This is a genomic window from Amycolatopsis circi, from assembly GCF_003385235.1.
GTDB classification, from domain to species: Bacteria; Actinomycetota; Actinomycetes; order Mycobacteriales; family Pseudonocardiaceae; genus Amycolatopsis; species Amycolatopsis circi.
Map to the genome: position 1 here is coordinate 1 of NZ_PQIA01000107.1, position 15,155 is coordinate 15,155.

Annotated in this window: 14 protein-coding genes; 13 read left to right on the forward strand and 1 reads right to left on the reverse strand. The window is 70.7% G+C overall.

Annotated elements, in window-relative coordinates:
- From D0D37_RS33830 to D0D37_RS33885, 12 genes are all read left to right on the forward strand, one after another.
- The coding region (locus tag D0D37_RS33830; RefSeq protein WP_162834596.1) for a class F sortase at positions 1–615 on the forward strand (615 nt) is incomplete at its 5' end.
- A gap of 94 nt (positions 616–709) precedes the next feature.
- Positions 710–1,360, forward strand: coding sequence for a class F sortase (locus D0D37_RS33835; protein WP_116204660.1), 651 nt, complete (start codon positions 710–712; stop codon positions 1,358–1,360).
- Positions 1,361–1,445: 85 nt separating this feature from the next.
- The gene (locus D0D37_RS33840; protein ID WP_116204661.1) at positions 1,446–2,834 is read left to right on the forward strand and encodes a glycine--tRNA ligase; all 1,389 of its coding nucleotides are present in this window, start codon (positions 1,446–1,448) and stop codon (positions 2,832–2,834) included.
- Between the two features lie 150 nt (positions 2,835–2,984).
- Positions 2,985–3,914 carry an ABC transporter ATP-binding protein gene (locus D0D37_RS33845; RefSeq protein WP_162834597.1) on the forward strand — a complete coding sequence of 310 codons (930 nt, stop codon included), beginning with the start codon at positions 2,985–2,987 and terminating at the stop codon, positions 3,912–3,914.
- Positions 3,911–4,651 (forward strand): ABC transporter permease, encoded by a 741-nt coding sequence (locus tag D0D37_RS33850; RefSeq protein WP_116204662.1) that lies wholly within the window; start codon positions 3,911–3,913, stop codon positions 4,649–4,651. Before D0D37_RS33845 ends, D0D37_RS33850 begins: the two co-directional genes overlap by 4 nt.
- Before the next feature lie 23 nt (positions 4,652–4,674).
- Positions 4,675–5,904: a sensor histidine kinase gene (locus tag D0D37_RS33855; RefSeq protein ID WP_167493610.1), complete on the forward strand. Its 1,230-nt coding sequence runs from the start codon at positions 4,675–4,677 to the stop codon at positions 5,902–5,904.
- Entirely contained in the window at positions 5,901–6,506 is a 606-nt protein-coding gene (locus tag D0D37_RS33860; protein ID WP_116204664.1) for a response regulator transcription factor, read from the forward strand. The genes D0D37_RS33855 and D0D37_RS33860 overlap by 4 nt, the downstream gene beginning before the upstream one ends.
- 162 nt (positions 6,507–6,668) lie before the next feature.
- Positions 6,669–7,316 carry a YdcF family protein gene (locus tag D0D37_RS33865; protein ID WP_116204665.1) on the forward strand — a complete coding sequence of 216 codons (648 nt, stop codon included), beginning with the start codon at positions 6,669–6,671 and terminating at the stop codon, positions 7,314–7,316.
- A 30-nt stretch (positions 7,317–7,346) separates the two neighbouring features.
- Positions 7,347–8,645, forward strand: coding sequence for a deoxyguanosinetriphosphate triphosphohydrolase (locus D0D37_RS33870; protein ID WP_116204666.1), 1,299 nt, complete (start codon positions 7,347–7,349; stop codon positions 8,643–8,645).
- Between the two features lie 34 nt (positions 8,646–8,679).
- Positions 8,680–9,753, forward strand: coding sequence for a serpin family protein (locus D0D37_RS33875; RefSeq protein WP_116204667.1), 1,074 nt, complete (start codon positions 8,680–8,682; stop codon positions 9,751–9,753).
- Between the two features lie 92 nt (positions 9,754–9,845).
- Positions 9,846–11,579: a YfhO family protein gene (locus D0D37_RS33880; RefSeq protein WP_244223776.1), complete on the forward strand. Its 1,734-nt coding sequence runs from the start codon at positions 9,846–9,848 to the stop codon at positions 11,577–11,579.
- A gap of 63 nt (positions 11,580–11,642) precedes the next feature.
- Positions 11,643–12,209: a carboxymuconolactone decarboxylase family protein gene (locus D0D37_RS33885; protein WP_116204669.1), complete on the forward strand. Its 567-nt coding sequence runs from the start codon at positions 11,643–11,645 to the stop codon at positions 12,207–12,209.
- Positions 12,210–12,248: 39 nt separating this feature from the next.
- On the opposite strand, the gene D0D37_RS33890 is transcribed toward D0D37_RS33885, so the two are convergent.
- Complete coding sequence (locus D0D37_RS33890) at positions 12,249–13,190, reverse strand: sigma-70 family RNA polymerase sigma factor (RefSeq protein ID WP_116204670.1); 942 nt, start codon at positions 13,188–13,190, stop codon at positions 12,249–12,251.
- Positions 13,191–13,240: 50 nt separating this feature from the next.
- Here D0D37_RS33890 and dnaG point away from each other — a divergent pair, with 50 nt between their 5' ends.
- The gene (gene dnaG, locus D0D37_RS33895; protein ID WP_116204671.1) at positions 13,241–15,154 is read left to right on the forward strand and encodes a DNA primase; all 1,914 of its coding nucleotides are present in this window, start codon (positions 13,241–13,243) and stop codon (positions 15,152–15,154) included.
- The last annotated feature ends 1 nt before the right edge of the window (position 15,155 follow it).

Below are 15,155 nucleotides of genomic sequence, written 5' to 3' on the forward strand. Positions count from 1 at the left end.
GCGTCGGCGGGAATCGCCGTCCTGGCGATGGCGGCCGAGGTGTTCTTCCTGCCTTGGGTGCCGGCCCCGACCCCGGCCGCCGTCGCCGACCCGGCGCCCGGCTCGCTGCCGGGAGAGGACGGCGCGCCCGCCGAGCTGCCCTCGGACGGCCAGGCGATCGGCCTGCAACGCCCCGGCAGCATCCGGCTGCCGGACGGCTCCGAGGCCCGGCTGAAGCGCACCGAGATCACCCAGAAAGGCATCCTGCCGATCCCGCGCGGCCTGAGCGACGCCGCGTGGTGGGGTGCCCGCCTCGGCGCGACGCAGGGCGCGGCAGTGCTCTCCGGACACGTCAACTGGGCCGGTGCGAAGGGTCCCTTCGACGACCTGTGGCGCGTCCGCACCGGCGACAACGTCAGCATCGTCGACGCGTCCGGCGGCCGCTGGCTCTACCGCGTCACCGGCGCGACCACGATTCCGAAGGAACAGCTGCCCGCGCAGGCCCCCGGCTGGTTCGCCCAGACCGGCCCGCACCGCCTGGTCCTGGTCACCTGCGGCGGCGACTACGTCGGCGGCACCGAGGGCTACGACGAGAACCGGATCGTCACGGCGGACCTCGTCTCCCGGCCGGACTGAGCCGACCGCGAAGGCCCCTGGCGAAAGTCCGTGCAACCCCGCCGGCGCCTCATCGCATGTCTCCCCGGAGAAACCTCCAGACCAGGGGAGCACGATGCAGGGGACACAGGCCCAACCAGCACGCAAACGCGGCGCACTGATCGTCGTGGCGGCAGTCGTCGCGGTGGCAGCCGTCATCGCCGCGGTGCTGATCTTCTTCGCCGGCAAGGACCACGCCGACTCGGCACAGCCGCAGCAGCAGACCGGCACCGCGCAGGCCGGAGGCAGCCAAGCCGGAAACAGCCAGCCGGACCCCGGACAGACCCCCGGCTCGGTCAAGCTGCCCGGCGGCGGGCAGGCGAAGCTGATCCCCGAGGAGGTCGGCGGCGACGGCGCGCTGCCGATCCCCAAGAGCCTCTCCGAGGCGGCGTGGTGGGGCTCCGGCGTCGGGGCCGCGCAGGGCGTCACGCTGCTGTCCGGGCACGTCAACTGGGCCGGGAAGACCGGGCCGTTCCAGGAACTCTGGCGGATGAAACCCGGCCAGGTCGTCACCGTCACCGATGCTGCGGGCAAGCCGTGGGAGTACAAGATCGACGAGGCGCGCACGATCCACAAATCGGATCTGGCCGCGGAATCCGCGAAGCTCTTCGACCCCGAGGGCCCGCACCGGCTGGTGCTCGTCACGTGCGGCGGCGACTACGTCGGCGGCCAGGAGGGCTACGACGACAACCGGGTCGTGACGGCCTCGCCGGTCACCCGTTCGTGACCTCCGACCTGCGCGGAGGCTCCGGGGACCGGCCGGATACGCTGGACCTTCCGATAACTGTCCCCGCATGCGTCCGGAGCGTGGAGTGCCCGCCAACAAAATCGAAACCGTCGTCAGTCTGTGCAAGCACCGTGGCTTCGTCTTCCCGTCGGGAGACATCTACGGCGGCACCAGGTCGGCGTGGGACTACGGGCCGCTCGGCGTTGAGCTGAAGGACAACATCAAGCGCCAGTGGTGGAAGACCGTCGTGCAGAGCCGCGAGGACGTGGTCGGCATCGACTCGTCGGTGATCCTGCCGCGCCAGGTCTGGGTCGCCTCGGGGCACGTGAACGTGTTCACCGACCCGCTGATCGAGTGCCTTTCGTGCCACAAGCGGTTCCGCGCCGACCAGCTCGCCGAGGACTTCGAGGCGCGCACCGGCAAGGCGACCACCGAGGACGACCTGTCCGAGGTGCCGTGCCCGAACTGCGGCACCCGCGGCAAGTACACCGAGCCGCGCGACTTCAACATGATGCTGAAGACGCACCTCGGCCCGGTCGAGACCGAGGAAGGCCTGGCCTACCTCCGCCCGGAGACCGCGCAGGGCATCTTCGTGAACTTCCTCAACGTGCAGAAGGCCTCGCGCAAGAAGCCGCCGTTCGGCATCGGCCAGATCGGCAAGTCCTTCCGCAACGAGATCACGCCGGGCAACTTCATCTTCCGCACGCGCGAGTTCGAGCAGATGGAGATGGAGTTCTTCGTCGAGCCGGGCGACGACGAGCAGTGGCACCAGTACTGGATCGACGCGCGCACCGACTGGTACAAGGACCTCGGCATCAAGGCCGAGAACCTGCGCCACTTCGAGCACCCGAAGGAAAAGCTCTCGCACTACGCGAAGCGCACCGTCGACATCGAATACCGGTTCGCGTTCAACGCCGGTCAGGAGTGGGGCGAGCTGGAAGGCATCGCCAACCGCACCGACTTCGACCTGACCACGCACTCGAACCACTCGGGCGTGGACCTGTCGTTCTTCGACCAGGCCTCGGGCCAGCGCTACCGGCCGTTCGTGATCGAGCCGGCCGCGGGCGTGGGCCGTTCGATGATGGCGTTCCTGGTCGACGCGTACGACGAGGAAGAGGTGCCGAACGCCAAGGGCGGCACCGACAAACGCACCGTGCTGCACCTCGACCCGCGGCTCGCGCCGTTCAAGGCCGCGGTGCTGCCGCTGTCGCGCAACGCCGACCTGTCGCCGAAGGCGCGCGACCTGGCCGCGCGGCTGCGCAAGCACTGGAACGTCGACTTCGACGACGCCCAGGCGATCGGCCGCCGTTACCGCCGCCAGGACGAGATCGGCACGCCGTACTGCGTCACGGTCGACTTCGACACGCTCGAGGACAACGCCGTGACGGTCCGCGAGCGGGACAGCATGAGCCAGGAGCGTATTTCGATCGACCAGGTGGAGTCGTACCTGGCCGGTCGTCTGCTGGGCTGCTGACCGCCGCGAAACCGTTCCGGACGGCCCTTTCCCGCAACTGCGGGGGAGGGCCGTCCGGCATTTCGCCCCCGGCACCCCTGACACCTGTCACGGTCGGGTCGTGACGCTCGGCCTGAGTACCGGCCGCCGCGGCGCGGCACGCTTCAAGCCATGGACAACACACAGGAAATCGCGGCGGGGGCAGCGATCAGGCTGGGCGGGATCGCGAAGCGCTACGGCGACGTGCGCGCGGTCAGCCACGTCGACCTGACCATCGCGCCGGGGGAAGTCGTGGCGCTGCTCGGGCCCAACGGGGCGGGCAAATCGACCACGGTCGACATGATTCTGGGGCTCACCACCCCCGACGAGGGCACCGTTTCGGTGTTCGGCCAGACGCCCGCCGACGCGGTGCGCGCCGGGATGATCGGCGCGATGCTGCAGGGCGGCACGCTGCTGGACGACCTGACCGTGCGCGAAACCGTCGGCCTTGTCGCGAAACTGCACCGCCGTCCGATGCCGGTGCGCGACGCGCTGCGCAGCGCGGGCGTCGAGCACATCGCCGACCGGCGGGCCAACAAGCTTTCCGGCGGGCAGAAGCAGCGCGTGCGGTTCGCGGTCGCGCTCGTGTCCGACCCCGATCTGCTCGTCCTCGACGAGCCGACCGCGGCGATGGACGTCGGCAGCCGGCGCGAGTTCTGGAAGTCGATGTACTCGTTCACCGACACCGGCCGCACCGTGCTGTTCGCGACCCACTACCTGGAAGAGGCCGAGGAATTCGCCGACCGGGTCGTGCTGATGCGGGCCGGGGAGATCGTCGCCGACGGGTCCGTCGCGGAGGTCCGCGCGCTCGCCGGCGGCCGCACCATCCGGGCGGTGCTTCCGGCCGGGGTCACCGACCAGCTGGTTTCGACGCTGCCCGCGGTCACGTCCTTCGAACTGCGCGGCGAACGCGTAGCACTGTCCAGTTCGGACTCCGACACCACCTTGCGCGCGCTGCTCGCCGCCGTCCCGACTGTGCACGACATCGAGATCGGCGCGGTCGGCCTCGAAGGCGCGTTCCTTTCCCTGACCTCCGACGAAACGGAAGAAGCAGTCCGATGAATCCCGCCTACCTGGTCGTCGAAACCCGCAGGCTGTTCCGCTCGCCGCGGTTCCTGGTCTTCGTCGTGGCCTTCCCGGTTCTCATGTTCCTGTTGCAGGCCACGGTGTTCACCGACAAGTCCGCGCCGGACCACGTCGCGGTCGCGGGCGTGATCATGGTCAACATGATGACGTTCGGCACGTTCGCCGCGGCCACCACGAACGGCGCCCGGCTCGCGATCGAACGGGCGGGCGGCTGGCAGCGGCAGCTGCGGCTGACCCCGCTGTCCGGCGCGGGCTACCTCGGCGGCAAAGCGCTGTCCGGGATGCTCGCCGGGCTGCCCGCGCTGATCCTGGTCCCGGCCGTCGCGGCGTTTTCCCAGGGCGTGCACCTCGACCCGGCGGGCTGGCTGCGGGTCTTCCTCGGGATTTTCCTCGGCACCATTCCGCTGGTGCTGCTCGGACTGCTGCTGGGCCAGTTCGGCACGCCGGAGTCGATGCAGCCGATCAGCATGATCGTCACGCTCGGCATGGGTTTCCTCGGCGGGCTCTGGATCCCGCTGGAGGGCATGCCGTCCTGGATGCACGACGTCGCGCAGGTCATGCCGACCTACTGGGTCCTCGGACTGGTCCGGCCGGCGGTGACGAATCAGCTGCTGGTGAGCTTGCCGTCCGCGATCGGCGTGCTGGGCGCGTGGACGCTGGCGCTCGGGATTGTCGTGGTCAGGCGATACCGTAAGGACAGCGCCCGGGTTTGACCGGGCGGGGAGGGAAGAACGACGTGTGGCCACTCGGCCGTGAAGCGGCGACCGGCAAGCCGGCCTCGCCCGGGTACTCGCTCAAGGACCGGGCGGCGTGGTGGGACGACCCGGTTTCGGGAGGGCGGCGCGGGCCGGGCAAGCCGGGATGGGCGATCTTCTCGGCGGCGTTCCTGCTGCCCTTCCTGATCCCGGCGACCCGCGGGCTGGTCGAGGACCCCGCGCCGCTGTGGGCGCGAATTCTTCTCGGCGTGACGGTCTACGCCTACGCCGCCTGCTACGCGGTGTTCCCCGCGCTCTTCGGCAAGCCGCGGCGGACGAAACTCTGGTTCGGCGCGGTCATGCTGGTGCTGGGCCTGCTGAGCGCGCTGCTCACCGACGCCAGCCCCTACGTCCTGCTCTACGCCACCGCGACGCTGGCCTTCCTGTTCCCGGCGGCCTGGGCGGTCATCTTCGACGGGTCGGCGCTGGGCCTGCTGGTGCTGGTGCTGTACCTGCGCGGTGACCTGCCGGACCGGATCAGCGACGTGATCACCGTCGGCTCGGTCACGCTGGCGATGTTCTTCATGTCCAACCTGATCCGGGCCATCCGCAGGCTGGAGCTGGCGAACAAGGAGATCGCGACGCTCGCGGTGGCCACCGAACGCGAGCGGGTCGCCCGCGATCTGCACGACCTGCTCGGGCACAGCCTGACCACGATCACGGTCAAGTCCGGACTGGCGCGGCGGGTGCTGGAAAGCTCCGGCGACATCGGCCGCGCGGTGCAGGAGATCCGCGAGGTCGAGGGGCTGAGCCGGTCGGCGCTGTCGGATGTGCGGGCGACAGTGTCGGAGTACCGGGAGGTGTCGCTGCCCGCGGAGATCGCCGGAGCGCGGGCGGCGTTGCGCGCGGCGGAGATCGACGCCGAGCTGCCGCACGCGGTGGACAACGTGCGCGCGGAACTGCACAGCACGTTCGGCTACGTGCTGCGCGAGGCGATCACCAACGTGCTGCGGCATTCCGGTGCGAAGGCGGTCAAGGTGCGGCTGGGCCGCGACTGGATGGAGATCGAGGACAACGGCTGCGCGGCGGCGGAGGTTACGCCAGGCAACGGGTTGCGAGGATTGACCGAACGGATGGGCGCGGTCGGGGGCACGGTGACGACGCGGGTGCGGCCCGGGGGAGGATGGGTCGTCCGAGCGGAGGCCCCGGAGCCGAGCCCGGCCGGATCCGCCGTCGCGGTGCGGGCCGAACCCACTGGAGGACTGGCGTGATCCGGGTGCTGCTGGCCGACGACCAGGCGATGGTGCGCGGGGCGCTGGCCACCGTGCTGGGACTGGAAGCCGACATCGAGGTCGTCGCCCAGGTCGGCACCGGCGACGAGGTGGTGGCCACGGCGAAGGAAACGACACCGGACGTCGCGCTGCTCGACGTGCAGATGCCCGGCATGGACGGCCTCACCGCAGCAGCCGAGCTGAAAACCGCGCTTCCGGCGTGCCGAGTGATCATCTGCACGACCTTCGGCCGCCCCGGCTACCTCGCCCGAGCGATGGCGGCAGGTGCGGCCGGGTTCGTAGTGAAGGACGCGCCGCCGGAACAGCTGGTCGAAGCGGTGCGCCGAGTCCACAGTGGACTTCGGGTGGTCGATCCGGCGTTGGCCGCGGAATCGCTCGCCACCGGGACGAGCCCGCTGACCGCCCGAGAACGCGACGTGCTCAGCGCGGCCAAGGACGGGAGTACCGTCGCGGATATCGCGAAGTCGCTTTTCCTGTCTGATGGAACGGTGCGAAACCATCTGTCGTCGGCGATCGGGAAGACGGGCGCACGCACCCGCGCGGAGGCGGTGCGGTTGTCGGAGGAGCGGGGCTGGCTCTAGCCCGGGGTGCCGCGCGGCTCGGCTCCCGCGGATGTCCGTGAGGGGAACCCTGAGGGACTCTGATTCCCGCAGGGTTCCCCTCACGGCTTTTTGCCTCCCGCTGCGGAGCGTGAGCGGGGTGCCTGCCCAGTGCCGGAGGACGGCTCTGCGAGGATGGCCGCCATGGATGCGTGGACTGGTCCCACTGCGGGAAACTGGGTGCGCCGCCTCGTTTTCGGTGCGGTGCTGGCCCTCGTCGCGGTCGTCGGGGGCACCGCGTTCCGGGTGTGGCAGGTCGCGCGCGAGAACGATCGGACCCCGGCGGACGCGATCGTCGTGCTGGGCGCCGCGCAGTACAACGGCAAGCCCTCCGAAATCTTCACCGCGCGGCTCGAGAAGGCGCGGCAGCTCTACGCCGAGGGCGTCTCGAAGACCGTCATCACGGCTGGCGGCAAGAAGACCCGCGACAACTTCACCGAGGCGACGGCCGGTGCGCGGTGGCTGACCAAGCACGGCGTGCCGCAAGCCGCGACGTTGCCGGTCGGCGAAGGGAATGACACCCTGCGCAGCCTCCGCGCGGTCGCCGATCAGGTGAAGGCTCGCGGCTGGCGTTCGGTGGTGCTGGTCAGCGATCCGTGGCATTCCTACCGGTCGCGGACGATGTCCGAGGACCTCGGACTGGAGGCGTGGACCGCGCCGACGCACAGCGGGCCGATCGTGCAGGAGCGTTCGACGCAGGTTCGCTACATCTACCGCGAAACCGGTGCGCTGCTGTTCTACGAGCTGACCAAGGCGCCCGCGGACGACCTGTTCGGCACGACGATGGGCTGAATTGTCGGTCCCCGCGCCTAAGCTGACGGGGTGAGTGACGGCTACCGCGAGCACGACCGCGCCCGCGTGCTGGCCGAGGAACCCAAGGGCGCGGCGCTGGCCGGTGCGCGGCCGGACGGGCGCAGTGCGTTCGCCCGCGACCGCGCGCGGGTGCTGCATTCCGCCGCGCTGCGCAGGCTGGCGGGCAAAACCCAGGTGGTCGGCCCGGGCGAGGGCGCGGAGGTCAGCGGTGCGCCGCGGACCCGGCTCACGCATTCGCTGGAGGTCGCGCAGATCGGCCGCGGCATCGCCGAGGAGCTGGGCGCAGACCCGGACCTGGTCGACACCGCGGGCCTGGCGCACGACATCGGGCACCCGCCGTTCGGCCACAACGGCGAGCGCGCGCTCGACCAGGCGGCCCAGGCGTGCGGCGGCTTCGAGGGCAACGCGCAGACGCTGCGGATCCTCACGAGGCTGGAACCCAAGGCGGTCGGCCCCGACGGCGCGACGGCCGGGCTCAACCTCACCCGGGCGTGTCTCGATGCCGCCACGAAATACCCGTGGCCGCGCCGCTCCGGGGAGCCGAAATACGGCGTGTACCCGGACGACACCGGGGTGTTCGGCTGGATGCGCGAGGGCGCGCCGGGCCTCCGCCGGTGCCTGGAAGCGCAGATCATGGACTGGTCCGATGACGTGGCGTACTCGGTGCACGACGTCGAGGACGGGGTGCTGGCCGGGCGGATCCGCCTGCGGCTGCTGGCCGATCCGGAGGAACGCGCGGCGGTCGCGGAGGCCGCCTCCCGGCATTTCTCGACCCTGTCGGTGTCCACTTTGGAGGGTGCGGCGAAGGAACTGCTCGACCTGCCGGTGGTCGCCGAGCTGGTGCGCGCGGAGCCGGACGGTTCGCTGCGTGCCCAGGTCGCGCTGAAACGGCTCACGAGCGAACTGGTGGGTCGGTTCGCCTCGGCCGCGGTCACCGGCACCCGCGCGGGCTACGGCGAGGGCCCGCTCACCCGGTATGCGGCGCGGCTGGCGGTGCCGGAGCAGGTCGGGGCGGAGGTGGCGCTGCTCAAGGCACTGGCGCTGCGCTACGTGATGAGCGATCGCCGTCGGCTGGCGATGCAGGACGGGCAGCGGGAGGTGATTACCGAGCTGGTGGCGGCCTTGTGCCGGCGCGCGCCTGAGGCGTTGGACCCGCTGCTGGTCCCGGCGTGGGACGCGGCATCCGACGACGCGGCGCGGTTGCGAGTGGTGGTGGACCAGGTGGCGTCGCTCACCGACGCGCAGGCGTACGAATGGCATCGATGGCACACCGGACGGCACGGAACGGCGCCGCCTGCCGAACCGTGAGCCGTGGAACCACCCGTTCCGGTACGGTCGCCGCATGGCCCTGGACAGCCACCTCACCTTCACCCTGGCGTTGCACGGTGCGACCGCGCCCCCGGGAGCGGACGCGTGCTTCTCGCCGTACTCGGCGGCGAGCGCGCTCGGTTTAGCCGAACAGGCCGCGCGCGGACGCACCGCGGAAGAACTGGCCGCCGTGCTCGGCCGCGACCAGAGCGGGCTGCTCCACGCCGCGGCTGAGCTGGGCGACAAGGCCCAGCTGGCCGTCGCGAACACGCTCTGGGCCTCGGACCTGATCACCGTCGAGGACAGCTTCCAGACCGCACTCGTGCGCTGGCCCGGCGGCAAAGCCGAGACCGCGCCGTTCGAGACCGACCCCGAGGGCGCGCGCGAGCGGATCAACGCCGACGTGGACCAGACCACTCACGGGCTGATCCCCGAACTGCTGCCCGAAGGCGCGATCCACTCGCACACGCGCGCCAGCCTGGTCAACGCGCTCTACCTGAAAACCGCCTGGCGACACCCGTTCCCGGAGCACGCCACGGCGGACGCCGACTTCCACGCCCCGGACGGCGTGCGTCAGGTGCCGACGATGCACCTGGACGAATCCGTCGGCTACGCGCACGAAAACGGCTGGCAGGTCGTCCGGCTGACGGCCGAGGGCGGCGTCGAGACGGTGATCCTGCTGCCGGACGGCGACCTCGACAGCGCCGAAGCCGCGCTCGACACGCAAGCGCTGCGCGGACTGCTGGAAAGCCCGAAGCAGCAGAAGGTCAACCTTTCGCTGCCCAAGATCTCGCTCGACGTGCGCGCCGACCTCGAACGGGCGTTGCAGGGCCTCGACGTGCGCGAGCTGTTCACCCAGGACGCGGATCTCACCGGTCTCACGCCGGACCGTCCGCTGTGGGTGGACAGCATCCTGCACCAGGCCGTGCTGCGCCTCGACGAGCAGGGCCTTGAAGGCGCGGCCGCCACCGCAATCCAGATGCGCACGCTGTCGCTCATCGCCGGCGACCCGCTCGAAGTCCGCGTCGACCGGCCGTTCCTGCTGCTCGTTCGCCATGCCGAGACCGGCGCGGTGTACTTCTTCGCCCGGGTGGTGCGCCCCGCGTGAGCGTGTTCCGGCCCGAAGCAAACCCCGAAGCGAAACCCGAAGCACCGCCTCGCGAACCCGGCTCGGCAGCCGTTGCCGCCGCCGAACCGCGGATGCGCCGGTCCTGGGCCGACGCCGGGATCATCGGCGCGTACCTGGCGTTCGCGGTGCTCCTGTTCGGCGGTCTGTGGGCCGACCTCGGCCAGGGCTACCTGTGGAACAGCGCGTCGGACCAGAACCTGTGGGAATGGTTCTTCGCCGTCACCGCGAAATCGGTGCAGCACCTGGAAAACCCGCTCACCAGCGGCCTGCAGAACTACCCGCTCGGCGTGAACATGATGGCCAACACGGCCATGCTGGGCCTCGGCATCCCGCTCACCCCGATCACGCTCGTCTTCGGCCCGACCGCCACCTGGGCGATCGCGCTCACCGGCAGCCTCGCCGGCAGCGCGGCGGCCTGGTACTGGGTGTTCTCGCGCCACCTCGTGCGGCACCGGGTGTCCGCGGCGATCGGCGGCGCGTTCGCCGGATTCGCGCCGCCGATGATCTCGCACGCCAACGCGCATCCGAACTTCGTCGCGTGGTTCCTGCTGCCGTTCATCGCGCTCAAGGTGATCCAGCTGGCGCAGGGCAACCGCCCGGTGCGCAACGGGATCTGGCTCGGCGTGCTCACCGCGTACCAGATTTTCCTCGGCGAAGAGCCGCTGCTGATCTTCGCGCTGGGCTTCCTGATTTTCGCGGTCGCGTACTGCGCTTCGCGGCGTCGCGAGATCAAGGCGATGGTGCGGCCGGTGCTGCTCGGCGGCGGCATCGCGGTGGCGCTGACGCTGGTGGTCGTCGCGTTCCCGTTGTGGTGGCAGTTCTTCGGCCCGGACAGCTACACCGGGCTGGAACACGGCCAGGTCGGCAACGACACCGCCGCGATGACCCGGTTCGCGACGCAGTCGGTGTCCGGGCAGCCGGAAGCGGCGGCAGCGGTGTCGCTGAACCGGACCGAGGAGAACGCGTTCTTCGGCTGGCCGCTGATCGTGCTGATGGTCGTGATCACGGCTTGGCTGCGGCGCGAGGTCGTGGCCCGCTCGCTGGCGATCTCGATGTTCCTGATGGCCTGGCTTTCGCTCGGCTCCGAAATAACCGTGCTGCACGAGAACACCGGCGTGCCCGGCCCGTGGAAGCTGCTGGCGAACCTGCCGTTGTTCGAATCGCTGCTGGAATCACGGCTGGCGATGGCGTGCGTGCCCGCGATCGGCGCGCTGCTCGCGATCGCCACCGATCGAGTGTTCACCGCCGCGGGGAAGGGCGAGCTGAAGCTGCCGGTGCGGCTGATCTGGCTCGGCGCGGTCGCCGCCGTGCTGCTGCCGATCGCGCCGACCCAGCTGCTGGTGCAGAAACGCCCGCCGACGCCCGCGTTCTTCGCCGACGGCACCTGGCAGACCTACGTCGCGCCCGGCGGCACCGTGGTTCCGGTGCCGCTGCCGAGTTCGGGAGAGTCGGAGCCGCTGCACTGGCAGATGGACGCCGGTCTGCGGTACGCGATGCCCGAGGGCTACTTCGTCGGTCCGCAGGGCCCGAACGACAAACGCGGCCGCTACGGTTCCTATCAGCGGCCGACCTCGACGCTGTTCGACCGGGTCCGCGACTCCAAGCAGGCGCAGGAGGTCACCGACGCCGACCGGAACCAGGCGATCGAGGACCTGCGCTACTGGAACGCCAGCGTGCTCGTGCTGATCCCGCGCGAGCACAGCGACGCCTACCGCGCCACCGTCGACCTCCTGCTGCGCAAACCCGGGCAGTACGTGGACGGCGTGTGGATCTGGGATGTGCGGCCGATCACCGGGCGCCGCTGACGCTGTCACATCTCGCGCGGCTGTCCCGTTCCTCCCTCGAACCACTCAGAAGGAGGACCCGACATGCCTCGTATCCCGGTCAAACGAGCCACTGACGGCGGGCCGGTGCTGAAGCTCTTCTACCGGATCGCCGGGAAGCGGTACGGCGCGGTGCCGGAGCCGATGGCCGTCGTGGCGCACCACCGCGGGCTGCTGCGGACCAGCATCGCGCACGAGCTGATGGCGGAGAAGGCGTCGAAGCACCTGCCCGCCAACGTGCGCGAACTCGCCGTGTACCGCGTCGCGACCCAGATCGGCTGCTCGTGGTGCGTCGACTTCGGCACCATGCTGCAGCGGCACGACGGCCTCGACATCGACCGGCTCAAGCACATCGACGAGTACGCGACGTCGCCGTTGTTCACCCGCCAGGAACGGCTGGCGCTCGCGCTCGCGGACGCGATGTCCGGCCCGGCCGTCACGGTCACCGACGAGCAGATCGCCGAGCTGGTGGCCGAATTCGGCGAGAAGGGCGTGGTCGAGCTGACCTATCAGATCGGCCTGGAGAACTCGCGGGCGCGGATGAACAGCGCGCTCGGCATCGTCGACCAGGGCTTCACGTCGGGCGACGCTTGCCGGGTGCCGATCCCGTGACTCGTGAGTGCTGATCACGGTTAGAACCGTGATCAGCACTCACGAGGCCGGGCGCGTGATGCGGGTGAGCTTCTCCGGGTTGACCTGGTCGTAGACGCCGACGATGCGGCCGTCGCGCACGCTGAACGTCTGCACGCGCTCGTCGAGGGCGAGGTAGCCGTCGACCGCGGGCAATTGCGGCAGCCACAGGCCGAGGTCGCCGTTGACGAGCACCGGCCGCCCGTTCTCCATCGTGCCCGGCGCGTATTTCGCCAGCACTCCGAGAACGAAGCGGGCGACCTTGTCCGGTCCGACGATCATCCGGCGGGCGGTGCGCGAGCGGCCGTTGGAATCGCCGATCATGACCACGTCCGGGTGCAGCAGTTCGGTCACCGCGCGGATGTCGCCCGCCAGCAGCGCGACCACGAACTTCTCCAGCACCGGCTGCTGCTGCGCCAGTTCGAGCCGGGCGGGCGGGTCGGAGTCCTCGACCGCGCGACGGCCGCGGGAGGCGTGCTGACGGGCGGCCGCCGGGCTGCAGCCCAGCGCGTCGGCGATCTCCGCGAACGGCACGGCGAACGCGTCGTGCAGCACGAACGCCACGCGCTGCTCCGGCGTGAGCCGGTCGAGCACCACCATCGCGGCCATGCGCAGGCCGTCGTCGCGCACCGCGGCCTCAAGCGGGTCCTCGCTAGCGGGCACGCCGAACGGCGTCACGATCGGCTCAGGGAGCCATTCGCCCACGTACTTCTCGCGCCGCACTGCCGCCGACCGCAGCCGGTCGAGGCAGATCCGGCCGACCACGGCGGTCAGCCAGCCGCGCAGGTCGCGGATCCCGGCGCGGCCCGCGTCGTCGAGGCTGGACAGCCGCAACCAGGCCTCCTGCGTCGCGTCCTCGGCGTCCGCGCGGGTGCCGGTGAGCCGGTAGGCCGCGGCGATCAGGTGCGGCCGGTGGGCGTCGAACTCCGCGGCGAACTCCTCCAGCGCGGTCGGTGTGCTCATGTCCCGAGTGTGCCGCACGGCGCGGCGGCGGGGAGAACTATTGTGGTGTCGTGGCAGGACTGATTCGGGAGAGCGATATCGCGGAGGTGCGTGAGCGCAACCGGATCGACGAGGTCGTGGGGGAGTACGTCGCGCTGCGCCGTGCCGGCGGGGGCAGCCTGAAGGGCCTGTGCCCCTTCCACAACGAGAAGACCCCGTCGTTCAACGTGCGCCCCACTCACGGGACCTTCCACTGCTTCGGCTGTGGCGAGGGCGGCGACGTCATCAAGTTCATTCAGAAGATCGACCTCGTGTCGTTCGTGGAGGCGGTCGAGCGGCTCGCCGACCGGGTCGGCATCCGGCTGACCTACGAGGGCGGCGGCGCGTCGGTGCAGCGCGACCGGGGCACCCGGTCCCGGCTGATCGAGGCGCACCGCGCGGCGTCCGAGTTCTACATCGAGCAGCTGGGCACCGACGAGGCGCGGGCGGCGCGGGACTTCCTGACCGAGCGCGGGTTCGACGCCGCGGCGGCCAAGCAGTTCGGCTGCGGCTTCGCGCCCGGCGGCTGGGACAAGCTCACCAAGCACCTGCTCAACCGCGGGTTCGAGGTGAAGGAACTGATCGCGTCCGGGTTGTCGAAGGAGGGCCAGCGCGGCCCGATGGACCGGTTCCACCGGCGGCTGGTGTGGCCGATCCGCGACGTCGGCAACGACGTGGTCGGCTTCGGTGCGCGGCGCCTGTTCGACGACGACCGGATCTCGGCGAAGTACCTCAACACCTCCGAAACGCAGATCTACAAGAAATCGCAGGTCATGTTCGGCCTCGACCAGGCCAAGCGGGAGATCGCGAAACGGCACCAGGTCGTGGTGGTCGAGGGCTACACCGACGTGATGGCGATGCACGCGGCGGGCGTGCCGACGGCGGTCGCGTCCTCGGGCACCGCGTTCGGCGAGGACCACATGAAGGTCCTGCGCCGGCTGATGATGGACGACGACGCCTTCCGCGGCGAGGTGATCTTCACCTTCGACGGCGACGAGGCGGGGCAGAAGGCGGCGCTCAAGGCGTTCGAGGGCGACCAGACCTTCGCCGGGCAGACCTACATCGCGGTCGCGCCGGACGGGATGGACCCGTGCGAGCTGCGCATCGCGAAGGGCGACACCGCGGTGCGCGACCTGGTGGCCCGCCGCACGCCGCTGTTCGAGTTCGTGATCAAGAGCATGCTCAAGCAGTTCGACCTGGATTCGGTCGACGGCCAGGTCTCCGCGCTGCAGCGGACCGTGCCGATGGTCGCCGCGATCAAGGACCGGGCCAGCCGGGACGGCTACGCGTCGAAGCTCGCCTGGTGGGTCGGCTGGCAGGACGTCGCGCAGGTGGTCAACCGGGTGCGCGGCGCGGCCGGAGCGGCGGCCCGGCGCGGACCGGCCGAACCGCAGCAGCGGCGGGGCGCGGCCCGGCAGGAAACCCCGGCTCCCGAGCCCGAGAAGCAGGATCTGCCGCGTCCCGCGCCGGACGACCCGCGGTTCCGGGGACAGCGGGAGGCGCTCAAGGCCGCCCTGCAGCAGCCCGCGATCGCCGGTCCGGAGTACGACTCGCTGCCGGAAGAGGCGTTCACGCATCCGGTGTACATCGCGGTGCACCTGGCCGTGCTGAAGGCCGGCGGGGCGGCGTCCGGGCTCACCGGGCCCGCGCTGCTGGACGCCGCGTCGGCGCACTGCCCGGGCGGGACGGTCCGCCGGGTGCTCAGCGAACTGGCGGTGGAACCGTTGCGCGCCTTGGGAGAAGTGGACTCGCGTTATATCTCCGGGGTGCTCGCGGGCGTGCAGGAAAACCTCGTCGGCAGGCAGGTCGCCGAGATCAAGTCGAAGCTGCAGCGACTGTCGCCGGTCGAGGCTCCGGACGACTACCGTGCGCTGTTCGGCGACCTCATCGCGCTGGAGGAGTACCGGAAGTCGCTGCGCGAGCAGGCGGCGAGCGGGTGGGAGTGAC

Excerpts from the sequence above, each read along its gene's own strand:
- D0D37_RS33880 (WP_244223776.1), top strand. The coding sequence starts at position 9,846 with ATGCGCCGGTCCTGGGCCGACGCCGGGATCATCGGCGCGTACCTGGCG.
- D0D37_RS33865 (WP_116204665.1), top strand. The coding sequence starts at position 6,669 with ATGGATGCGTGGACTGGTCCCACTGCGGGAAACTGGGTGCGCCGCCTC.
- D0D37_RS33890 (WP_116204670.1), bottom strand. The coding sequence starts at position 13,190 with ATGAGCACACCGACCGCGCTGGAGGAGTTCGCCGCGGAGTTCGACGCC.
- D0D37_RS33845 (WP_162834597.1), top strand. The coding sequence starts at position 2,985 with ATGGACAACACACAGGAAATCGCGGCGGGGGCAGCGATCAGGCTGGGC.
- D0D37_RS33835 (WP_116204660.1), top strand. The coding sequence starts at position 710 with ATGCAGGGGACACAGGCCCAACCAGCACGCAAACGCGGCGCACTGATC.
- D0D37_RS33850 (WP_116204662.1), top strand. The coding sequence starts at position 3,911 with ATGAATCCCGCCTACCTGGTCGTCGAAACCCGCAGGCTGTTCCGCTCG.
- D0D37_RS33875 (WP_116204667.1), top strand. The coding sequence starts at position 8,680 with ATGGCCCTGGACAGCCACCTCACCTTCACCCTGGCGTTGCACGGTGCG.
- D0D37_RS33885 (WP_116204669.1), top strand. The coding sequence starts at position 11,643 with ATGCCTCGTATCCCGGTCAAACGAGCCACTGACGGCGGGCCGGTGCTG.